The sequence below is a fragment of the Shewanella abyssi genome (assembly GCF_023284025.1).
GTDB lineage: Bacteria > Pseudomonadota > Gammaproteobacteria > Enterobacterales > Shewanellaceae > Shewanella > Shewanella abyssi.
On the sequence record NZ_JAKIKR010000006.1, the window covers coordinates 22,398 to 41,774 of the forward strand.

Consider the following 19,377-nt stretch of genomic DNA (forward strand, 5'->3'; position numbering starts at 1 on the left):
GAGGCCGAAATGGCAACAAAGGTATCGAATGCGTCTGATGTGATTACATCTTTAAAAGCGAGCGCCCCCTTGTGTGCAGATAAAGCAATTTTTGAAATCACAGATAATGGTGACTGGTTTTATCAAGGTGGAATATTACCGCTCAAGTTTAGTAAGCTGTTTGCCAGTATTTTGAATAGAATTGATGATGAGTACTTTCTCATCACGCCGGTAGAAAAGTTGAAAGTCGAAGTCGCTAGCCAAGCATTGATCATTGTGGATTATGATGCAGATGGAAAGGGTGGATATGAAGTGTTGTCGAGTATTGGTACCCATCACAACATCCCGTCATTTGACGGGTTTATCGTCAGTGACGAAAGCATCACCGCAACGGTAGAAAGAGCAATCGTTGCTCGGCTAAACAGAGCTTGTTTTTATCGCTTTATCAATGAATTTTTAGCTTAAGCAGCTTGTGTTACCTTAAGCTTAATGGACTATTTTAAGCTAATGATTAATAAGCTGTTTGATTGAATATTGATAATTAGCTAATCCGAAGGCTAGTTTCTTCCAGCGTAAGTGATAAGATGAAATGAAGCGCTATATTGCAGTGGAGGTGCTGATTGAATCGGTTTGAAAGTTTAGGTTACCTGGTCTCTCATCTAAATGTAGACCTACAAAATGCGTTAGATCAAAAGCTTAAACGCTATGATCTGGACATAAAGCTCTGGCCAGTGCTGTTTTCACTTTGGCAGGAAGAGGGGGTGACACAAACTGAACTTTCCAAACGTTGTGATGTGGCTAATTACACCATGACCAGATTACTCGATCAGCTTCAACAGCAGCAATTAATCACCCGCCAGCAAGATGTCGACAATCGTCGAGCCTTCAATATCTATTTGACCAATAATGGAAAAGCATTAGAGCAGGATCTTATTCGTGAAGCAGAGCGAGTCAATGAAACCTTTCTGGATAACTTAGATTTTGACGAACGAACGACATTCTTAGCGCTTATTAACAAAATCAATCGGTTTACAGATTGAACCTTGTCTTATCGATGTCCTTATAACGCGATGAATTTCTGGCTCAAAACAGAATTTTCATAAAATGGTACTCGTTAAATGGAGTTTTTATGTATCGAACCCTACTCATCGTGACTGTAATCGCTGCTTTAACAGCGTGTTCGGTCAATATCAATAAATCTAAAGCTAAGCCGCCAACAGCACCAGTAGTTAAACAAACAAGCTCTAGCGAAGGGTTTATTCAGTCTATTTCACTTGCGAATGGCTCAAGCATAATCGTTGCAGAGGGGCGCTTAGAGCCTCGTTCTATTGGCAGTATCAGTGTTAAATTGTATAGAGATCTGTATGTGGGGGACTTTATTGCTGCGGTTAATTTTGCTCGTGATGGAACAATTGTTAAAGCGGTATTGATTGAAAATGGTTTAGATAAACAAAAATTATCAATTACAACAGTGACAGCAGGCAGCGGGAATTATCTAGCAAGTCAGCTCGTTTGTGTTACATCTAATGATATCACGTTATGCTGAGTTATTGGCTTAACTGATTGTCAGTATTAATACGATTAATAAGCCGATAGCAAGAATACTTTGTTGAGTTATTAAACGGCTTCGATATAGATCTTTTTTCCCCTGTTTTAGACTTGCCACTAAGTTGTTCTGTTTATATATCAGGCAGATAAGCTGTTCGGTCCTTGGATCGAGCAGCAGATGCAGCCTCGCGGGTTTACCATCTTTGAGCACAACATTGTGCTCGCTCTGGTGGCCAAAGTTTAATTTTCTAGATACCCGCTTGCCATCGACATATGCTTGTTCTAAACCACACCAGTTACTGGCTTGTAGCTCAATATTTTCTTGGTTGAGATCATACTTAAAACACACCATGTTACGACCCACTATTATCCTAGGGCCTTTAATTCAAGCAGAGGAATATGACCTTTGCCAGTTCAGTACAATGAAAATTTTATGAATGATCGCTATATCATTGGAACGACATAAGTAATAGGCAAAAAAAAGCCAAGCTAATGCTTGGCTTTTTAAAAATACTCGATATTTACTTCGCAGCGTTAATGATCTCGCGCGCCATTTCATCAGCGACATCACCGGTTGTGCGGTTTTGTGCATCAGCCTGTTTGAAAATGGTGATAAGCGTATTGTAGATCTCTTCTACTTTGGCCGTTGCTGCGGTGGCATCATAGTCTTTTTCAAAAGAGACATTGATAATACCCCCAGCGTTAATAACGTAATCTGGTGCATAAAGTATGTTTTGCTCTTTTAACAACTCACCATGACGCACTTCAGCAAGCTGGTTATTGGCACAACCTGCAACAATAGTCGCTTTTAACATCGGAATGGTGATGTCGTTGATTGTTGCACCAAGTGCACAGGGGGCGTAGACATCAACATCTTGATGATAGATATCTTGCGGTGCCACAACTGTGGCGCCAAATTCAGTTGCCACTTTATCCAACGACTCTTGATTTATATCGGTAACGATAAGCTCTGCGCCTGCTTCGTGCAGGTGACGACATAGGTAGTAACCAACATGGCCAACACCTTGAACTGAGATCTTTAGCCCTTTAAGGCTGTCTAAGCCACGCTGATGCTTCACAGCAGCTTTAATACCCAAGAAGGTACCAAGAGCAGTGTATGGTGAAGGATCGCCACTCTTGCCTTCTAAACCCGCCATATAAGGCGTCTCTTGATGCGCGATCATAATATCGGCTGTTGAAACACCAACATCTTCAGCTGAATAGTACTTTCCACCTAAGGTATCAATACAACGGCCGAACGCTCTAAAGAGGGCTTCACGATCTTTTACTTTAGGATCGGCAATAATAACTGACTTGCCGCCACCCATGGTCAGGCCAGCTAATGCATTTTTATAGGTCATTCCACGAGAAAGACGAAGTACGTCGGTTATCGCTTCATCGTCAGATTCATAATGCCACATTCTACAACCGCCTACAGCGGGGCCTAAGTTGGTGTTATGAATTGCAATAATGGCTTTGAGGCCGCTTTCTTTATCCTGACAAAAAACGACTTGTTCATGGTCGTCAAAAGAGATGTGATTGAATACTGCCACTTGTTGATCTCCGCTCTGAGCATCGATAATACCGCTACTGCTAGATTACAGTGCGATCTGCTTGTTATATTTATTGCAGAACGATAGCATTTAGCGATACTCTCAACAAAGCAAAGATTCGGATTATTTGTGATCCATGTGGCAATTCTGCTTTCCACTTTACGTTAACGTAAAGTTTTAAGTGTTACTTATGCTAAATAAGTTGGTAAATTATAAAAGAGTTGCTGTTTTTAAGGGCTCAAAAAGAAAATAAGAAAGGAAGGAAGAGATGGCTGAAGAAGTCGAGCAAGCTCAAGACCAAGAAGCGTTAAGACAAGAGTGGATCAGAACTCAGTTTCAAAAAGCAAACAAATTTCTCGCTGAAAAAGGGATTTTGCCCAGTAAGGTTCATGCTGACGAAAGCCGTTATTTAGCGCCATTTGTTGCCATTTGGAAAATGGAATCTAAAAAGCCCTCTAAGCAAACATTTTGGGTGATGTCCGGTGACCTGCCGTCTGATTACGTTGATGTTAACGTTGCCGCTACTGCGAGAGATGCAATTCGTCATTTTTCTATGATTTGGCAAATGAAAGCGGAGAATATCAGGCGCTCAAGTTTGGTCAAAGACCCTGCGCAAGCGAAGTTTGCCGAACTACTAATCTCTCGAGCTGAAGGGCTCTATAAAATGCAGGCTGATGATAAAATCTGGGGACCTGTTACTTAATCTACGCCGATAAAACCCGTTAAAAAAATGCCTGAATAAATTGCTTTATTCAGGCATTTTATTTTCTGAGCATAATTTATTAAGTGAATACATATAGGCATAAAAAAGGCCGCTTCATGGCCTGATTCAACACTCGATGTTAGATCTCTGTCACATTAACCCAAGTAAAAGTAACCACGATTAAGCAGTGTCACAATGAGCTCTTGAGTTGCCACATTTTGCAGTAACTGCTTAGTTTTTTCTGCAGCAAAACTGCAGCTGTTCGCCAGAATGGTGACATCGGCAGTGATATTTTCTGGATGCACAAAGGGCTCGCCGTTAATAAATACCCGTGATAGCGAATCATTTTCTAGCTGTAACAATTTTAAACCACCGATACGGCATAACAGTGCGCCTTGCTCAATATCGTCCTTCAGCATGTCGGCAGTGTAAGGCTCTTCAGGCTCACACAAATCTAATTCAAATCGATTCTCACTCAACATGTTGCCCAGCATCGTTTGATAACTTTCAGGGGAGCTGGCGAGTTCGCTTATCAGTGCCATCATATCTTGCTGGTGGCTAACACTCACTTGGTTAGCGACAGTCGGTTCTGATGTTGATGTGAAACGCTTTAACCCCGTATTGGTATCAATTAGCGCATCTGCTAATGCACTAAATAGCTCTTGCTGACTCGGCGCTCTATAGCCTATTGAATAGCTCATCGCAGTGGTTAACGTTTGGCCCTGATGTGGATAGCCTGGAGGGATGTAAAGCATGTCGCCTTTTTCCAATACGACATCAATGATCGGGGTAAACCCTTCTATCAATGGCGTGGTTGGGTCATTATTTTTCGGTGCATATTGGCCTTTTTCGCCCACAGTCCAGTGACGCTCGCCTTCACCTTGAATAATAAATACATCATAGTTATCAATATGCGCACCGACGCCACCACCAGGTGTTGCAAAAGAGGCCATTAAATCATCGAAGCGCCAATCAGGAATAAAGCGGAAGGCATCAATAAAGTTGGCTGAATCTGGATGCCAATGATTTAACGCTTGTACCAGCAATTGCCAATGGCTGCTGCCAAACTGATCATAATCTTCAAAGGGTCCTTGGCAGATCTGCCAATCGTTGTCCTTGGTTACTACAACACGAGAAGATACTTCCTCCTCACAGGCTAAACCTGCAAGTTCATCTGGACTGATGATCTCTTCAAAATGTGGAAATGCATTTTTGATGAGTAATGGCTTTTTTTGCCAATAGTCCCTAAGAAAAGCGTTGGTGTCTAAATTAAGGCTGTACATTTTGGCTGCACCCATGAAAAGGATAAAAATAAAGGCGATAAGCCTAAGCTTACCGCCTTATTTGCACCATTAGTAGTCTAACTACATCTGGTCTTTTTGTTTACTTAAGCTCATCAACAAAAGTTTCGGCACGGCCAATATAGTTGGCTGGTGTCATCTTCTTCAGGTCGATTTTCACGCTTTCTGGTAGCTCAAGGCCATCGATAAACACAGCAAGTTGCTGACCATCGATGCGCTTACCACGGGTCAATTCTTTTAGCTTCTCATAGGGCTTTTCGATGCCATAACGACGCATGACAGTTTGTACTGGCTCTGCTAGTACTTCCCAGTTGCCATCAAGTTCTTTACGCAGTTGCTGTTCGTTAACTTGTAGCTTGCTGATCCCTTTCAATGTCGCTTGATAAGCGATAAGAGAGTGAGATATACCAACGCCTAAGTTACGCAAAACAGTCGAGTCAGTAAGGTCACGCTGCCAGCGAGAAACAGGAAGCTTTGCGGCTAAGTGTTGCATTAACGCGTTTGCAATCCCTAAGTTACCTTCAGAGTTCTCGAAATCAATTGGGTTAACTTTATGTGGCATGGTTGAAGAGCCAATTTCACCGGCAATAGTGCGCTGCTTAAAGTGACCTAATGCGATGTAACCCCAAATATCACGATCGAAATCGATAAGAATGGTGTTGAATCGCGCGAGTGCATCAAACAACTCTGCAATGTAATCGTGTGGCTCAATTTGAGTCGTATACGGATTCCAGTTGATGCCAAGACTAGTCACAAAACGTTGTGAAAGGGCATGCCAATCAACTTCTGGGTAAGCAGATATGTGAGCATTGTAGTTACCTACAGCGCCATTGATTTTACCCATAATCTCAACGTTTGAAACTTGCTTCAGCTGACGTTCAAGACGCACAACAACGTTAGCCATCTCTTTACCTAAAGTAGAAGGTGAAGCGGGTTGACCGTGGGTACGGGACATCAATGGTACCGTCTTGTGCTCTTTTGCTAATGCTTTAATCGCATCAACAATTTTCTGGCAATAGGGTACAAGCACTTGTTCACGTGCTTCTGTTAGCATTAACGCGTGAGAAAGGTTATTGATATCTTCAGAGGTACAAGCAAAGTGGACAAACTCGTCAATTGCAACAAGCTCTGCATTATCTGCAATACGTTCTTTAATGAAGTATTCAACCGCTTTAACGTCGTGGTTGGTGGTGGCTTCAATATCTTTTATGCGCTGGGCATCGGCTTCGCTAAAGTTATCTTTAATTTGATCAAGCAAAGCCAATGCAGCTTCACTAAAAGGGGGAACTTCTTCAATTTCTGGGCAGCTAGAGAGCAGCTTTAGCCAGTTTACTTCGACTTGAACACGGTATTTGGTCAGGCCGTACTCGCTGAAAATCCCTCTTAATGAGGCGGTTTTACTACCATAACGACCGTCTACCGGAGAGATAGCAGTTAGTGCGGAAAGTTCCATTAGAAGCTCCTTGATGAACTTGTCTTATATTATAGGGTGAGGCTTTTCATAGCTGTATCGACTATTGTTTTTCTTGCGAAGACAAGATGCCTACGCTTGCCTCCTAATTGTCGCCATAACACTGCACTGCGCATGGCAGACAGTAACAGGGCGCGAATTTTGTGCTGAGTCTGGGTGCGTTTAAGGAACTCTGGGTTACCCGAAATTTGCAGCTTTGGCCCTAGCTCGCTAACGATATCACTGTATATACTGGCAAAATTAGCAATAACCTGCTCATCAGTAATGTCGAAGTGTCCAAGTTGGCGATGAATTTGACTTATCCGCTCAGACAGCATTCCCATGGCATTTGATGAGCGGGTGAGTTTGCGCTCCAGTGCCAAAATACCCACTAGATAGCGGGTGACTTCAACATCTTTTTCTTTGCCGTCACCCAGTTGGGCAACAATCATTTGGTAGCCTTTTTTCAACGCTTCTTGATCAGCGTATACATCGGCTGTTGAGTCGGGGTTAGTGACTAACACTGAATTTAAACTGGCCGCTAGCGCGTCTTTATCGGAGTCGCCATTGCGTGCTATGTATTGTACTTGGGCTACGGCTTGCAATATGCCAGCAAAAGCCATTGTGCGTTCAAACAGCTGATCGCTCATGGATTAATCTCTTATTAGTTCGTCAATTATTCCGCCGCCAAGACAGATTTCACCATCATAAAATACAGCAGATTGGCCTGGGGTTACAGCGGCGACTGGCTCATTAAAAATAACGCGAATTTGATCGGCACTGTCATAAGTCACCGTACAAGCTACATCTTGTTGACGATAACGGGTTTTAAGAGTGATTTGAGCGCCATTATCAGGCCCTTTTCTATCAACCCAATGCAGTTGGTTAGCCACTAGGCCATTAGACATCAGGCGAGGGTGTTTGCCGCCTTGACCAACAACTAACACATTACGTAGCAGATCTTTATCAACAACATACCAAGGATCATCATTACTGTTTTTAAGACCACCAATGCCTAAGCCTTTACGTTGGCCTAAGGTGTGGTACATCAAACCTTGATGTTGACCAATCACTTCGCCTTCGCTGGTTTCGATGTTACCTGGCTGTGCCGGCAAGAAGGTGGCAAGAAAATCAGTAAACTTGCGCTCGCCAATAAAGCAGATGCCAGTACTGTCTTTCTTGTCGTGGGTGATAAGCCCCATCTCTTTGGCTATTTCACGTACTTCGCTTTTTTGTAACTCTCCAACAGGGAATAGTGAGCGGGCAACTTGCTCGTGGCTGAGAGTATATAAGAAGTAGCTTTGATCTTTATTGCCATCAACACCGCGGAGCATTTGGCGGGTGCCATCGATGTCACGGCGACGCACGTAGTGACCCATGGCGATATAATCGGCATCGAGTATTTCATCTGCGAACTCGAGAAAAGCTTTAAACTTAATCTCTTTATTACAGATGATGTCTGGGTTAGGCGTGCGGCCTGCTTTGTATTCAGCAAGGAAATATTCAAACACATTGTCCCAGTACTCAGAGGCAAAGTTGACGGTATGCAGTTTAATACCAAGCTTGTCACAGACAGCTTGCGCATCTTTTAGATCATCAGCTGCCGCACAATATTCATCCGTGTCATCCTCTTCCCAGTTCTTCATGAACAGGCCTTCGACTTGATAGCCTTGCTTCATCAGCAAGTAAGCAGAAACAGATGAATCTACACCACCGGACATGCCGACGATGACTTTTTTACCAAGATGAGTGGGTTCGATTGATGTCATAAATTCTAAAAAACCTTTGTGTTTGACGAGTGTCGCAGCCATGTATTAGCTAAATATATGGGTAAAAAACCTAATTACAAGGGAGGCCTAAATCAGCCGCTTTCTGCGGGGGCATATTCTATCACGCATTATGTGACTGAGCTATCAAAGCAATCGATCATTTAGTATTTCCAGTGGATAGCGTTTGTTGTTTTGATAATCTTCAATACATTTAAGCACTAGCGGGCTTCGTAGCGTAGATTTAAGTGCAAGTATCTCCGTTAATGTAAGCCATTTACTGCTGCAGATAGCGGGGTCTAAGGGCGTTGAAGTGACACATTGCTTAAGCGTTGAATAAAAGGTGAAACGTACAAACGCAAGCTGCTCTGTTGCCGTATATTGGTATATCGCCACCAGTCCTTCGGGTTCTATATCAAGACCCGTCTCCTCTTTAACTTCGCGAATACAGGCATCAATAATCGACTCGTTCGGCTCAAGATGGCCAGCGGGTTGGTTATATCGGATCTCGCCATCTATCAGCTCTTCGACCAACAAATATTTACCGTTAGCCTCAATCACACAGGCTACAGTTGTGTTAGGTTCATCCCCATCTTACCTGAAGATGCAGGATTCAGTGGGAATTTAATGGGCTTTAATCAAGGCTTTGGTTGTCACTAATGGTCGCTCCCTTAGTAAAATCAATAACACAGAGTAAAGCTCATTAAAACCCATCGCAGAAGGCGTTGTGCAAGCCCACTTCGTTGTTGCACTAATTTAAAAGGGAATAACCATTTCTACGTTAATGCGCCTAGAATTGAACTGGCACAACACCTCTGAAACGAGCATCTTCAAGTAGGATGGGGATATAGCGCTCAGACATTCTTAGCCTTCATATCCAGTTGGCGGTACTGGCCATTAGGTAAATCATCTAGACTCCATTGGCCTATTTTATAGCGGATCAATCTTAACGTTGGAAAACCAATATTGGCGGTCATTCTTCTGACTTGACGGTTTCTACCCTCACAAATCTCAATTGTTAACCAAGTCGTAGGAATGCTGGCGCGCTCCCTAATCGCAGGTACTCGTGGCCATACTGCAGGCTTGTCCATAATGCTAATGTTAGCCGGTAAGGTTAAACCGTCTTTAAGTTCCACCCCTTTACGCAGTTTATCAAGATCCGCTTCCGTCGGTGCACCTTCAACTTGTACCCAGTACGTTTTAAAGGTTTTCTTCTTTGGTTCAGTAATTTGAGCCTGCAATTTACCGTCATTAGTGAGCAGCAATAAACCTTCGCTATCTCTATCAAGACGTCCCGCTGCGTATACATCAGCAATCGGAATAAAATCTTTTAGGGTTTTACGGCCTTGTTCATCAGTAAACTGACAAAGAACATCAAAGGGTTTGTTAAACAATACGATGATAGGATTCTGAACTTCTTTGGGTCTATTCGATGGACGGTAGGGCTTGTTCGCCGACTTTGCGGAGAAACCATTGGCTTTAGTGGGTTTCTTTTGTGGTTTTTTCTTTGAAAATGGCTGAGTCACACGAATTAACTTTTTAAAAAGGGGCTAATTTTCCTATTGTACTGCTCATTCGCCATTAGTGGAATTTGAATCTTGCGCGGAATGTTTTATGATGTCGGCAATAAAAGTGTGATCCGCAACTAAATTCGCGAATTTATGCGATCTCAATTGAGAGCGTGGCGGTAGGAAAAATAACAAGTTATCGCACAACGTGAGTGACGATAAGTATCGAAAGTGACTGAATTTTTTACCTTTTCATCATGAAAATAGACATAATTATTATAAAAATCTTAAATTTAAAATAATGTAGGACGAAAAATGAACGATAAATCATCAACGATCATCTATACCGAAACTGACGAAGCTCCAGCACTGGCAACTCTTTCTTTGTTACCTATTATTCAGAAATTCACTCAAAGTGCAGGTATTGACGTTGAGACCCGTGATATTTCACTGTCTGGCCGCATCATCTCTGTTTTCCCTGAAAACTTAACCGCCGAACAAAAAATCAGTGATGCACTGGCTGAACTTGGCGAGCTGGCTAAAACACCTGCAGCTAACATCATTAAGCTCCCCAATATCAGCGCATCAGTTCCGCAGCTTAAAGCGTGTATTTTAGAACTGCAGAATAAAGGCTACAACATTCCTAGCTACCCTGATGAACCTGCTAATGATATTGAAAAAGATATCCAAGCGCGTTACGACAGAATTAAAGGCAGTGCGGTAAACCCGGTATTGCGCGAAGGAAATTCAGATCGCCGTGCACCAGGTTCAGTGAAGAAATTTGCTCAAAAAAATCCACACTCGATGGGTAAATGGTCTGCAGACTCTAAGTCGCACGTTGCTCATATGAGTGAAGGTGATTTTTACGGTAGTGAAAAGTCGGTCACTGTTGCAGCTGCGGGTAGTGTTTCAATTGTATTGAACAAGACTGATGGTTCTGAGCTGGTATTGCGCAATGCAATCGCGCTGCAAGCCGATGAAGTGATTGATTCAGCTGTCATGAGCAAAGTGGCTTTGGTTAGTTTTTACGAGCGTGAAGCTAAAAAAGCGAAACAGCAGGATGTTTTATTATCGCTGCATTTAAAAGCCACCATGATGAAGATATCGGATCCGATTCTTTTCGGTCATGCCGTTAAAGTTTACTACAAAGATGTATTTGCTAAGCACGGTAAGTTATTTGAAGAACTAGGTGTTGATGTCAATAACGGTGTCGGTGATGTTTACGCCAAGATTGCGAGTTTACCTGCAGATCAAAAAGCGGCTATAGAAGCTGATATCGCAGCGGTTTACGCAAGCAGCGCTGAACTGGCGATGGTTGATTCAGACAAAGGCATCACTAACTTACATGTGCCAAGCGATGTGATTATTGACGCATCAATGCCTGCCGCTATCCGTACCTCGGGTAAGATGTGGGGTCCTGATGGTCAACTAAAAGACATGAAAGCAATGATCCCTGATCGTTGTTATGCCGGTGTTTATCAAGAAACTATTGATTTTTGTATCAATAACGGTGCATTTAACCCTAGCACTATGGGTAGCGTACCTAACGTTGGTCTGATGGCTCAAAAAGCCGAAGAGTACGGCAGCCACGATAAAACATTTGAAATCGCAGCCGCGGGCAGCGTTAATGTCGTTGACCAAGATGGCGTAGTGCTAATGTCACATGACGTTGAAGCCGGTGATATTTTCAGAATGTGTCAGGTTAAAGATGCACCAATTCGTGATTGGGTAAAGCTTGCGGTTAACCGTTCTCGCTTGTCAGCGACTCCAGCAATATTTTGGTTAGATACGGATCGTGCTCATGATACAGAGATCATTAAAAAGGTTGAGCTGTATCTTAAAGATCACAATACAAACGGTCTTGAGCTGCACATCATGTCTCCTGTTGAAGCAACACGCTTTACGCTGGAACGCGTCAATGCGGGTAAAGATACCATCTCAGTAACGGGTAACGTTTTACGTGATTACCTTACTGACTTGTTCCCGATTTTAGAGCTAGGTACTAGTGCTAAAATGCTTTCAATTGTGCCACTAATGAATGGTGGTGGATTGTTTGAAACTGGCGCGGGTGGTAGTGCACCTAAGCATGTTCAACAAGTTGAGAAAGAAGGTCACCTGCGTTGGGATTCATTAGGTGAGTTTTTAGCGTTAGGTGCATCATTAGAGCATCTAAGCCAAACAACCAACAATGCCAAGGCACAGGTATTAGCAGATACGCTAGACTTGGCAATCGGTCAGTTCCTTGATACCAACAAGTCACCGTCACGTCGTGTTGGTGAACTTGATAATCGCGGTAGCCATTTCTATCTAGCGATGTATTGGGCACAAGCGGTAACCGCGCAAACACAAGATAGCGAGCTACAAGCGCAGTTTGCTCAGTTTGCTGAAGACTTGACTCGTAATGAAGACAAAATTGTTGCCGAGTTAAATAGTGTACAAGGTCCAGCAGTTGATTTAGGCGGTTACTATCGTCTTGATGCGGCGAAAGCTGCAGCTGTAATGCGTCCAAGTGCAACATTGAACGCAATTGTTAATGGCTAAATGATAAAAGGCCTGTATCGCGCAGGCCTTTTTACCAGCAATAAAAAAGCAGAGTAGGTCGCTACTCTGCTTTTTTTATTTCAATCACGACTAAACTAGTTAGTTGTCGATATTGCCGACGCGTGCATACCTTTTGGACCTGCTTCCACTTCGAAACTGACGGGTTGGCCTGCTTTTAGAGTTCGATAGCCTTCCATTTCGATGGTAGAATAGTGCGCAAAAACGTCTTCACCGCCAGCATCAGGGCAAATAAACCCGAATCCTTTGGCGTTGTTGAACCATTTAACAGTTCCGCTTGCCATACTTCCACTTCCTTCTGTTGTTCACTTCCCAGTAAGATAGTAAAACTTATCAGCGAGGAAAATCCTCGCGTACTGAACACAATGAAAGCAGAAAAGCGTGTTGTCAAGATAAAATTAACAAGCGGGCAACATTATCCTTACAAAGTTGCACGTACTATTTGGTATAATTTGTGGTATTAAATAGATTGAGTTTGATAATCAATTGGAACAAGCCAAGACTAGAGGCTAGTATTGAAGCATGAGCAGAACAGAAAACGTAGAACACGTAGAAGAGAGTGTTGAAACGGAACTAAAACAACCTTCTCTGTATAAAGTTATTTTAAATAACGATGACTACACGCCAATGGACTTCGTTATTGAGATTTTACAGCTATTTTTTAGAAAGGATGAAGTACAAGCCACTGAAATAATGCTTGCAATTCATCATCAAGGAAAGGGGATTTGTGGTGTTTTCCCTTTTGGTATTGCAGAAACTAAGGTTGCTCAGGTAAATCAGTTTGCAAGACAAAACGAACATCCGTTATTGTGTTCATTAGAGGAGGCCTAATTTGGTTGAATCTGTTGTTAATTTTTGGGGGTGCTTATGCTAAATAAAGATCTTGAAGTCACCTTAAATCTGGCTTTTCAGCAAGCCAGAGATGCACGTCATGAATATATGACGGTTGAGCATCTATTGTTGGCGTTAATCGATAATCCGGCCGCACAAGAGGCGCTAGTTGCTTGCGGAGCAAACCTTGATAAACTCAGAGATGAAGTTTCGAGTTTTATTCAACAAACCACGCCTATCATTGCCGATCCTGAAGATGAGAAGGAAACACAGCCCACGCTCGGTTTTCAGCGCGTTTTGCAACGAGCCGTTTTCCATGTGCAGTCATCCGGGCGAAACGAAGTCACTGGCGCTAATGTTTTAGTGGCCATTTTTAGCGAACAAGAATCTCAAGCTGTTTATTTATTACGTTCTGGCGATGTTAATCGTCTTGATGTGGTCAATTTCATTTCCCATGGTTTTTCAAAAAATGATGTTGATACCGATGCTGAACCCAATCGTATTGAAGATCATACTGAAGCTGCAGAAGAGCGCAGCATATTGTCGCAATTTACCGCTAACTTGAATGAGTTAGCTAAAAAAGGTGAGATCGACCCATTGATTGGTCGAGGTGAAGAGATTGAACGCTCTATTCAAACCTTGTGTCGTCGCCGTAAGAATAACCCATTGTTAGTCGGTGAAGCTGGCGTCGGTAAAACGGCAATAGCAGAAGGGCTAGCTTATCGAATTGTAAAAGAAGAAGTGCCTGAAATCATGAGCGAGGCGACTGTTTACTCGCTTGATTTAGGCGCATTGCTTGCGGGTACCAAGTACCGTGGTGATTTTGAGAAACGCTTTAAAGGTTTACTCAAAGAACTGGCAGATGATGAGCATGCAATTTTATTTATTGACGAAATTCATACCATTATCGGTGCAGGCTCAGCGTCTGGCGGCGTAATGGATGCATCAAACTTACTTAAACCACTGCTTTCAAGTGGTCATTTAAGGTGCATGGGTTCGACAACGTTCCAAGAGTATCAAAGTATTTTTGAAAAAGACCGCGCATTGGCGCGTCGCTTCCAGAAAATAGATATCAACGAGCCTTCTGTTGCTGAGACGACTAAAATCCTTCAGGGACTGAAGTCGACCTATGAAAAATATCATAATGTGCGCTACACCATGGCCGCATTGAGTATTGCAGCCAAGCTGTCTGATAAGCACATTAACGATAGGCACCTGCCCGACAAAGCCATTGATGTGATCGATGAAGCAGGCGCTCGCATGGCGATGTTACCTGCAAGCAAGCGGAAAAAAACCATCGGTCAAAGTGAAATCGAAACCATTATTGCAAAAATGGCGCGCATACCTGAGAAGTCGGTATCTAGCTCTGATAAGGACATGCTTAAGAACCTTGAGCGTAACCTTAAGATGGTGGTATTTGGTCAAGACATCGCTATTGAGGGGCTTAGCTCCGCTATTCGCCTATCTCGTAGTGGTCTAGGCGGTGAAAATAAGCCCGTCGGTAGTTTCTTGTTTGCCGGTCCCACCGGCGTAGGTAAAACCGAGGTGACTAGCCAGTTAGCTAAATGCCTTGGGCTTAACCTGATTCGATTCGATATGTCTGAGTACATGGAGAGTCACACGGTGTCACGTCTTATTGGTGCACCTCCAGGATATGTTGGTTACGACCAAGGTGGCCTGTTAACCGATGCGGTGATTAAAAATCCGCACTGCGTGGTGTTACTCGATGAGATTGAAAAAGCCCATCCGGACGTTTATAACTTGCTGCTGCAAGTGATGGATCACGGTACCTTGACAGATAATAACGGCCGCAAAGCTGACTTTAGACATGTCACTGTCGTGATGACCACTAATGCAGGTGTACAGGAAACCGTTCGTAAATCGATCGGCTTTAAGCAGCAAGATCATACTCAAGATGCGTTATCGGAAATTAACAAGGTGTTCTCACCTGAATTCCGTAACCGATTAGATTCCATTATCTGGTTTAATCATCTTGATATGACTGTTATTGCTAAGGTCGTAGATAAGTTCTTAGTTGAGTTGCAAGCTCAATTAGACGACAAGTCAGTGATGCTCAATGTCACAGATGAGGCAAGAACCTTATTAGCCGAGAAGGGTTACGATAAGTCTATGGGCGCAAGGCCAATGGCGCGGGTAGTGACAGATTTAATTAAACGTCCACTTGCAGATGCGATTCTATTTGGTGATCTTGAAAAAGGTGGTGTTGCCACTGTTGATGTGAAAGGCGATGAGATTGTGATTAAAGTTGAATCACAGGAAAAAGCAGTGCATTAATGACGGTTGAATGGAGTCGTCATTTGGCTCCATCCTCTGTTAATTAATCATTAGCATTAAGGTGTGGTCAGTATCACTGAATGACAGATAATAAAAAGCCGGCGTAAGCCGGCTTTTTTTAATACGTTATGGGCTAATAATAACTTAGCGTGAACGGAAGACGATGCGTCCTTTGCTCAAATCGTAAGGGGTCAGTTGAACCGTTACCTTGTCACCCGTAAGAATACGGATATAGTTTTTACGCATTTTTCCTGAAATGTGTGCCGTTACGACATGACCATTTTCAAGTTCTACACGAAACATTGTATTTGGCAAGGTTTCAAGGATTGTGCCTTGCATTTCAATGTTGTCTTCTTTCGCCATTAATCAGTTATCCTGTTTAGCCTTCAAATATTAAAAACGGGCGTATCATGCCGCAAATTCACGTCGCTGTAAAGAAAAGGTTGAGTGAATCACGGCTGTAGCGTCGTTATTAGTCAATTGCTTATATTTTTGATCTTAATCTCTGTAACCCAGCCTGAATGCGTGAGAATTTGGTGGGGACGATAGTCTCGTTTGTAATTCATCTTTCGTGATTCATCAATCTGATAACCTAAGTACAAAAACTGTTTCTGCATCATCTTGGCTATCTTGGTTTGCAGTAATATTAGCAGACTTCCTAAAGAGCGCTTATGCTCATCGGGATCAAAATAGCTGTAAATAGCCGATAGACTGTTCGGCAGCACATCTGTGACTGCAACGCCAATAAGTTTGTCTGCGAAAGAGAGCTCAATAAAGATAGGTTGCGTCCACTTCGCGGTGGCAAAACTATCGTACTGCTCAGGAGTCGCTGGGTACATTGGGCCGTCTAGATGACGTGTATTAACATAGCGTTCATATAAGGCATATTGCTCGTCTGTTTTATGGTCAACTATTTTCCAACTTAAATCTTGGTTATTTTTCAGAGTACGCTTCTGTCTTTTTGATAGTTGAAATTGATCAATTTCAAGTCTAATGGGTAAACACGCGCTGCAGTGAGGGCATTGTGGTTTATAGATCATACTACTACTGCGACGAAAACCTAACGCCAGTAGCTGCTCAAACAAGCCGACATCAATGATATCCTCTTGTAATACCATGAGCTGCTCTTGTTGCTCCTCAAGGTAGCTACAAGGAAAGGTTTTGGTTCTGCCAACCGTGATAGATCTAGAGTTAGAGTTCAATTGGTACCTCTGCAGTTAACCAGCTGTCTGGATTAACCTTGCCGTCTCTTAGGTGCTTAAGCAGTGAGAGAAAGTCTTTTCGCTTTATTGATTTAGCGCCCAAGCTGTCCAAGTGTGGATTAACCACTTGTGCATCAATGAGCTTAAAGCCACAGCGTATTAGGTGTTGCTGTAATAAGATCATAGCAGCTTTAGAAGCATTAGTGCGAAGATGGAACATCGATTCGCCGCAAAAAACTTGCCCAATAGCCAGGCCATAAAGCCCTCCAATGAGAGTGCCATCTTCCCACACCTCAATCGAGTGAGCATGACCTTGATGATGCAAGCTAAGGTAAGCCTGTTGGATATCATTTGAAATCCAAGTTTCATCTTGTTCTGCTCGAGGGGCTGCACAGCCTTGAATAACCGCAGAAAACTGTTTGTTAATGCTAAAAGTCCATGGTTGTTTTTTGAGGTATTTCAATAAGCTGCGGCTTATTTTTAAATTGCCGGGCACAAAAACAGCGCGGGGATCCGGAGACCACCACAAAATGGGATCATCTTGGTTAAACCAAGGGAAAATACCATTGTAGTAGGCATTTAGCAGCCTTTCTGGCTGCAGGTCTCCACCAACCGCAAGTAGACCATTAGGGTCGCTTAGCGCCTGCTCTGGTGGTGGGAAATCGTGTTGATCTTGATTTAAATAGGACAGTGAGTTCACAATTGAGTAAAATTAGGCAATGTACATACCTTTAAGTTAGCGGAAAAATGCATATGTTGAAACCTCATCTTATTGTTTTTATGGTTATCAGTCTGTTTTTGAGCATTCCTCAGCTCAGTGCAGCCCCTTATGATCGTAATCAGGCAGTACCTGTTGAAAAAGTTGAATTCGGCCAAGTCGCTTCTGTGAGAAACATTAAGGAGAAACAGTTGGTTGAAGACCAAAATCGCGGTTGGAAAACATTTGGTGGTGCATTAATTGGTGGTGTTGTTGGTCATCAATTCGGTGGTGGCTCGGGGCAAGATGTCGCCACCGTCTTGGGCGCACTTTTGGGCGCTGGCATTGGTAATCGTTATGGTGATAGCTCATACTATCAAGAGCTTAAGTTAGTAGAGATGATGATTACCCTAGACACTGGCGAACAGGTCATGGTGATCCAAGATTTAGATCAAGGGATGATTTTTAACGTCAATGATGAGGTTAGAGTGGTTTACCTCAAAGGTTACGTTAGAGTCGATCAGCAGATGTGAGCAACTTAAGTCACTTAGGCCTTTTGTGCTTAGCTCTAAGAAGCCCTGTAGTGTGTTTAGTCTAGCGTTGCTATCAAGCAAGGCTTTGAAGACGATTACGTTTCATACTCTGAAAAACATCAAGTTTGGTCTACAAGTCTCAGTAAATCATTAAAATTAGATCTAACTAAAATTTCACTTAATCGAAGTAAGTTAATCCCACTAATGCAAGCTAAAGGTTGTAAACCTATTGGTAGGGTGCTTCCGTGGTAATATAACAAGCTAATAAATAAGGATAAAAAATAGTTGGCTGTTTTCGTTCCTCAACATTTTAGCCAAACATTTATAAGCCCTTTAACAGTGAGTTGAACGAAGCCGCTGCGTGGAGCCAGAATGAGGCTTCGATTGAGTGCCTAATTCACACAGGAACCGCTAAACTTACAAAGAAATTAAGGAACACAAAGATGACAAGGAGTGTCAATGACAAATTTGAAAAATGCTCTGATTCAATTGATAAAGTTGCCCTATAGCCCAGAGTCAGCCTCAAAAAAAAGCAAATCCCTACAGCATAAATCATACCAATTAATATGGACGCGGCAGCGGTCAAATCCAACAATTGATTTGTGCCTTGCAGACAGCACAACTCACAAATACTAAGACGTTATATGCTTTTCAAATAATGGAGTTTTAAAATAGTATGGAAACAAACTTAAAGATCATTGAAGCTTTAGCTAATGGTATAAATCCACTAACAGGTGAAGCTCTGCCTGAAGAATCTCCTTACAATAGTCCTGAAATTATCAGGGCTTTATTTTCCACATTGGAGTTCATAAAATATCCAGCTAAGAAGCAACCTAAAGTTAAAAAAACTCTTGAGCAAAAGCAGGCAGAAAACCTTGAAAACGGTTTACCTAAAAATGCTGGCTTACCTTGGACTGAGGAGCAAAAAAATAATATCGCAGAGCAATTTAAAATAGGTAAATTAGTTTCAGTTCTTGCTGTTGAGTTTGAGCGTACAAATGGTTCAATTAACTCAGAACTCAAAAAACAAGGTTTAATAGAAGAGTAAGCAGCATATAAGAAGCTGTTAATATGATTAATCGTGCCGATGTTTGCTGCTGATTAATCGTGCCACACACAATGTTTGCGGTATTGCTTGGGGTAACTAAGCTTACTTTATTAGCTGATATTTGTAATAGGTGAGCCTTGTCTCAATGAGCTAATTGCCCGCATGGCCAACAAAGAAGACAACTGCAGCGGACGATTTTGGGAGGGGGAGGTTCAGTGTTAAAGATTACCTGACCTGGGTCGATGAAACAGGGCGTATCATTAGGGGTGATAAGCGAGGAGCAATCAGCACACAAAGCCAGCAGATTTTGACTAGGCTAAATCGCCTGAAACTGAAATAAAAAGTGCAGCTTAAAATTTAAGCAAGTAGTGCCAAGTACCTTAAAAAAATACCGTACACTTCAA

21 protein-coding genes and 1 pseudogene are annotated in these 19,377 nt (G+C 42.6%); 10 read left to right on the top strand and 12 right to left on the bottom strand.

The genetic code is table 11. The features are described 5' to 3' along the window. The first annotated feature begins 9 nt into the window (after positions 1 to 9). The 3 genes from L2755_RS04240 to L2755_RS04250 all read left to right on the top strand — a co-directional run bounded on the left by L2755_RS04240 (position 10) and on the right by L2755_RS04250 (position 1,525). A complete protein-coding gene (locus L2755_RS04240; protein ID WP_248979503.1) occupies positions 10 to 444 on the top strand; it encodes a DUF1285 domain-containing protein in 435 nt (144 codons plus the stop codon). A gap of 155 nt (positions 445 to 599) precedes the next feature. Further along, positions 600 to 1,019 (top strand): MarR family winged helix-turn-helix transcriptional regulator, encoded by a 420-nt coding sequence (locus tag L2755_RS04245; RefSeq protein WP_248979504.1) that lies wholly within the window; start codon positions 600 to 602, stop codon positions 1,017 to 1,019. An 89-nt stretch (positions 1,020 to 1,108) separates the two neighbouring features. Further along, the gene (locus L2755_RS04250; RefSeq protein WP_248979505.1) at positions 1,109 to 1,525 is read left to right on the top strand and encodes a PliI family lysozyme inhibitor of I-type lysozyme; all 417 of its coding nucleotides are present in this window, start codon (positions 1,109 to 1,111) and stop codon (positions 1,523 to 1,525) included. A 9-nt stretch (positions 1,526 to 1,534) separates the two neighbouring features. Here the strand turns inward: L2755_RS04250 and L2755_RS04255 are convergent, their stop codons facing one another. Further along, on the bottom strand, positions 1,535 to 1,879 hold the full coding sequence (locus L2755_RS04255; RefSeq protein WP_248979597.1) for a hypothetical protein: 345 nt from the start codon (positions 1,877 to 1,879) through the stop codon (positions 1,535 to 1,537). Between the two features lie 169 nt (positions 1,880 to 2,048). Next, on the bottom strand, positions 2,049 to 3,080 hold the full coding sequence (locus L2755_RS04260; RefSeq protein WP_248979506.1) for a Leu/Phe/Val dehydrogenase: 1,032 nt from the start codon (positions 3,078 to 3,080) through the stop codon (positions 2,049 to 2,051). Positions 3,081 to 3,348: 268 nt separating this feature from the next. Here L2755_RS04260 and L2755_RS04265 point away from each other — a divergent pair, with 268 nt between their 5' ends. Next, positions 3,349 to 3,783, top strand: a complete 435-nt coding sequence (locus L2755_RS04265; protein ID WP_248979507.1) for a DUF4826 family protein — start codon at positions 3,349 to 3,351, stop codon at positions 3,781 to 3,783. Positions 3,784 to 3,938: 155 nt separating this feature from the next. On the opposite strand, the gene L2755_RS04270 is transcribed toward L2755_RS04265, so the two are convergent. From L2755_RS04270 to L2755_RS04295, 6 genes are all read right to left on the bottom strand, one after another. Further along, positions 3,939 to 5,066, bottom strand: a complete 1,128-nt coding sequence (locus tag L2755_RS04270) for a ribosomal protein uL16 3-hydroxylase (RefSeq protein ID WP_248979508.1) — start codon at positions 5,064 to 5,066, stop codon at positions 3,939 to 3,941. 100 nt (positions 5,067 to 5,166) lie between these two features. Further along, a complete protein-coding gene (gene purB / locus L2755_RS04275) occupies positions 5,167 to 6,537 on the bottom strand; it encodes an adenylosuccinate lyase (protein ID WP_248979509.1) in 1,371 nt (456 codons plus the stop codon). 29 nt (positions 6,538 to 6,566) lie between these two features. Then, complete coding sequence (gene hflD / locus L2755_RS04280) at positions 6,567 to 7,184, bottom strand: high frequency lysogenization protein HflD (protein ID WP_248979510.1); 618 nt, start codon at positions 7,182 to 7,184, stop codon at positions 6,567 to 6,569. A 3-nt stretch (positions 7,185 to 7,187) separates the two neighbouring features. Continuing rightward, positions 7,188 to 8,303, bottom strand: coding sequence for a tRNA 2-thiouridine(34) synthase MnmA (gene mnmA / locus L2755_RS04285; RefSeq protein ID WP_248979511.1), 1,116 nt, complete (start codon positions 8,301 to 8,303; stop codon positions 7,188 to 7,190). A 144-nt stretch (positions 8,304 to 8,447) separates the two neighbouring features. Continuing rightward, entirely contained in the window at positions 8,448 to 8,861 is a 414-nt protein-coding gene (locus L2755_RS04290) for an NUDIX hydrolase (RefSeq protein WP_248979512.1), read from the bottom strand. Positions 8,862 to 9,154: 293 nt separating this feature from the next. After that, on the bottom strand, positions 9,155 to 9,826 hold the full coding sequence (locus L2755_RS04295; RefSeq protein ID WP_248979513.1) for a pseudouridine synthase: 672 nt from the start codon (positions 9,824 to 9,826) through the stop codon (positions 9,155 to 9,157). A 297-nt stretch (positions 9,827 to 10,123) separates the two neighbouring features. On the opposite strand from L2755_RS04295, the gene L2755_RS04300 reads away from it, so the two are divergent. Next, the gene (locus L2755_RS04300) at positions 10,124 to 12,349 is read left to right on the top strand and encodes an NADP-dependent isocitrate dehydrogenase (protein WP_248979514.1); all 2,226 of its coding nucleotides are present in this window, start codon (positions 10,124 to 10,126) and stop codon (positions 12,347 to 12,349) included. A gap of 95 nt (positions 12,350 to 12,444) precedes the next feature. Here the strand turns inward: L2755_RS04300 and cspD are convergent, their stop codons facing one another. Then, positions 12,445 to 12,651 (bottom strand): cold shock domain-containing protein CspD, encoded by a 207-nt coding sequence (cspD, locus tag L2755_RS04305; RefSeq protein WP_202285174.1) that lies wholly within the window; start codon positions 12,649 to 12,651, stop codon positions 12,445 to 12,447. Between the two features lie 238 nt (positions 12,652 to 12,889). Here cspD and clpS point away from each other — a divergent pair, with 238 nt between their 5' ends. Beyond that, positions 12,890 to 13,198, top strand: coding sequence for an ATP-dependent Clp protease adapter ClpS (gene clpS / locus L2755_RS04310; RefSeq protein WP_248979515.1), 309 nt, complete (start codon positions 12,890 to 12,892; stop codon positions 13,196 to 13,198). A 36-nt stretch (positions 13,199 to 13,234) separates the two neighbouring features. Next, the gene (clpA, locus tag L2755_RS04315) at positions 13,235 to 15,493 is read left to right on the top strand and encodes an ATP-dependent Clp protease ATP-binding subunit ClpA (RefSeq protein ID WP_248979516.1); all 2,259 of its coding nucleotides are present in this window, start codon (positions 13,235 to 13,237) and stop codon (positions 15,491 to 15,493) included. A gap of 144 nt (positions 15,494 to 15,637) precedes the next feature. Here clpA and infA read toward each other — a convergent pair whose 3' ends face one another. The 3 genes from infA to aat form a co-directional block, all read right to left on the bottom strand. Further along, positions 15,638 to 15,856, bottom strand: coding sequence for a translation initiation factor IF-1 (infA, locus tag L2755_RS04320; protein ID WP_005500725.1), 219 nt, complete (start codon positions 15,854 to 15,856; stop codon positions 15,638 to 15,640). A gap of 113 nt (positions 15,857 to 15,969) precedes the next feature. After that, positions 15,970 to 16,695, bottom strand: coding sequence for an arginyltransferase (locus tag L2755_RS04325; protein WP_248979517.1), 726 nt, complete (start codon positions 16,693 to 16,695; stop codon positions 15,970 to 15,972). Further along, positions 16,685 to 17,395 carry a leucyl/phenylalanyl-tRNA--protein transferase gene (gene aat / locus L2755_RS04330; protein ID WP_248979518.1) on the bottom strand — a complete coding sequence of 237 codons (711 nt, stop codon included), beginning with the start codon at positions 17,393 to 17,395 and terminating at the stop codon, positions 16,685 to 16,687. The genes L2755_RS04325 and aat overlap by 11 nt, the downstream gene beginning before the upstream one ends. 53 nt (positions 17,396 to 17,448) lie before the next feature. On the opposite strand from aat, the gene L2755_RS04335 reads away from it, so the two are divergent. From L2755_RS04335 to L2755_RS04345, 3 genes and pseudogenes are all read left to right on the top strand, one after another. Next, the gene (locus L2755_RS04335) at positions 17,449 to 17,925 is read left to right on the top strand and encodes an outer membrane lipoprotein (RefSeq protein ID WP_248979519.1); all 477 of its coding nucleotides are present in this window, start codon (positions 17,449 to 17,451) and stop codon (positions 17,923 to 17,925) included. 676 nt (positions 17,926 to 18,601) lie between these two features. Next, a complete protein-coding gene (locus L2755_RS04340) occupies positions 18,602 to 18,973 on the top strand; it encodes a hypothetical protein (protein WP_248979520.1) in 372 nt (123 codons plus the stop codon). Between the two features lie 138 nt (positions 18,974 to 19,111). Further along, a pseudogene (locus L2755_RS04345) lies at positions 19,112 to 19,295 on the top strand (transposase); the annotation flags it as partial. Between the last annotated feature and the right edge of the window lie 82 nt (positions 19,296 to 19,377).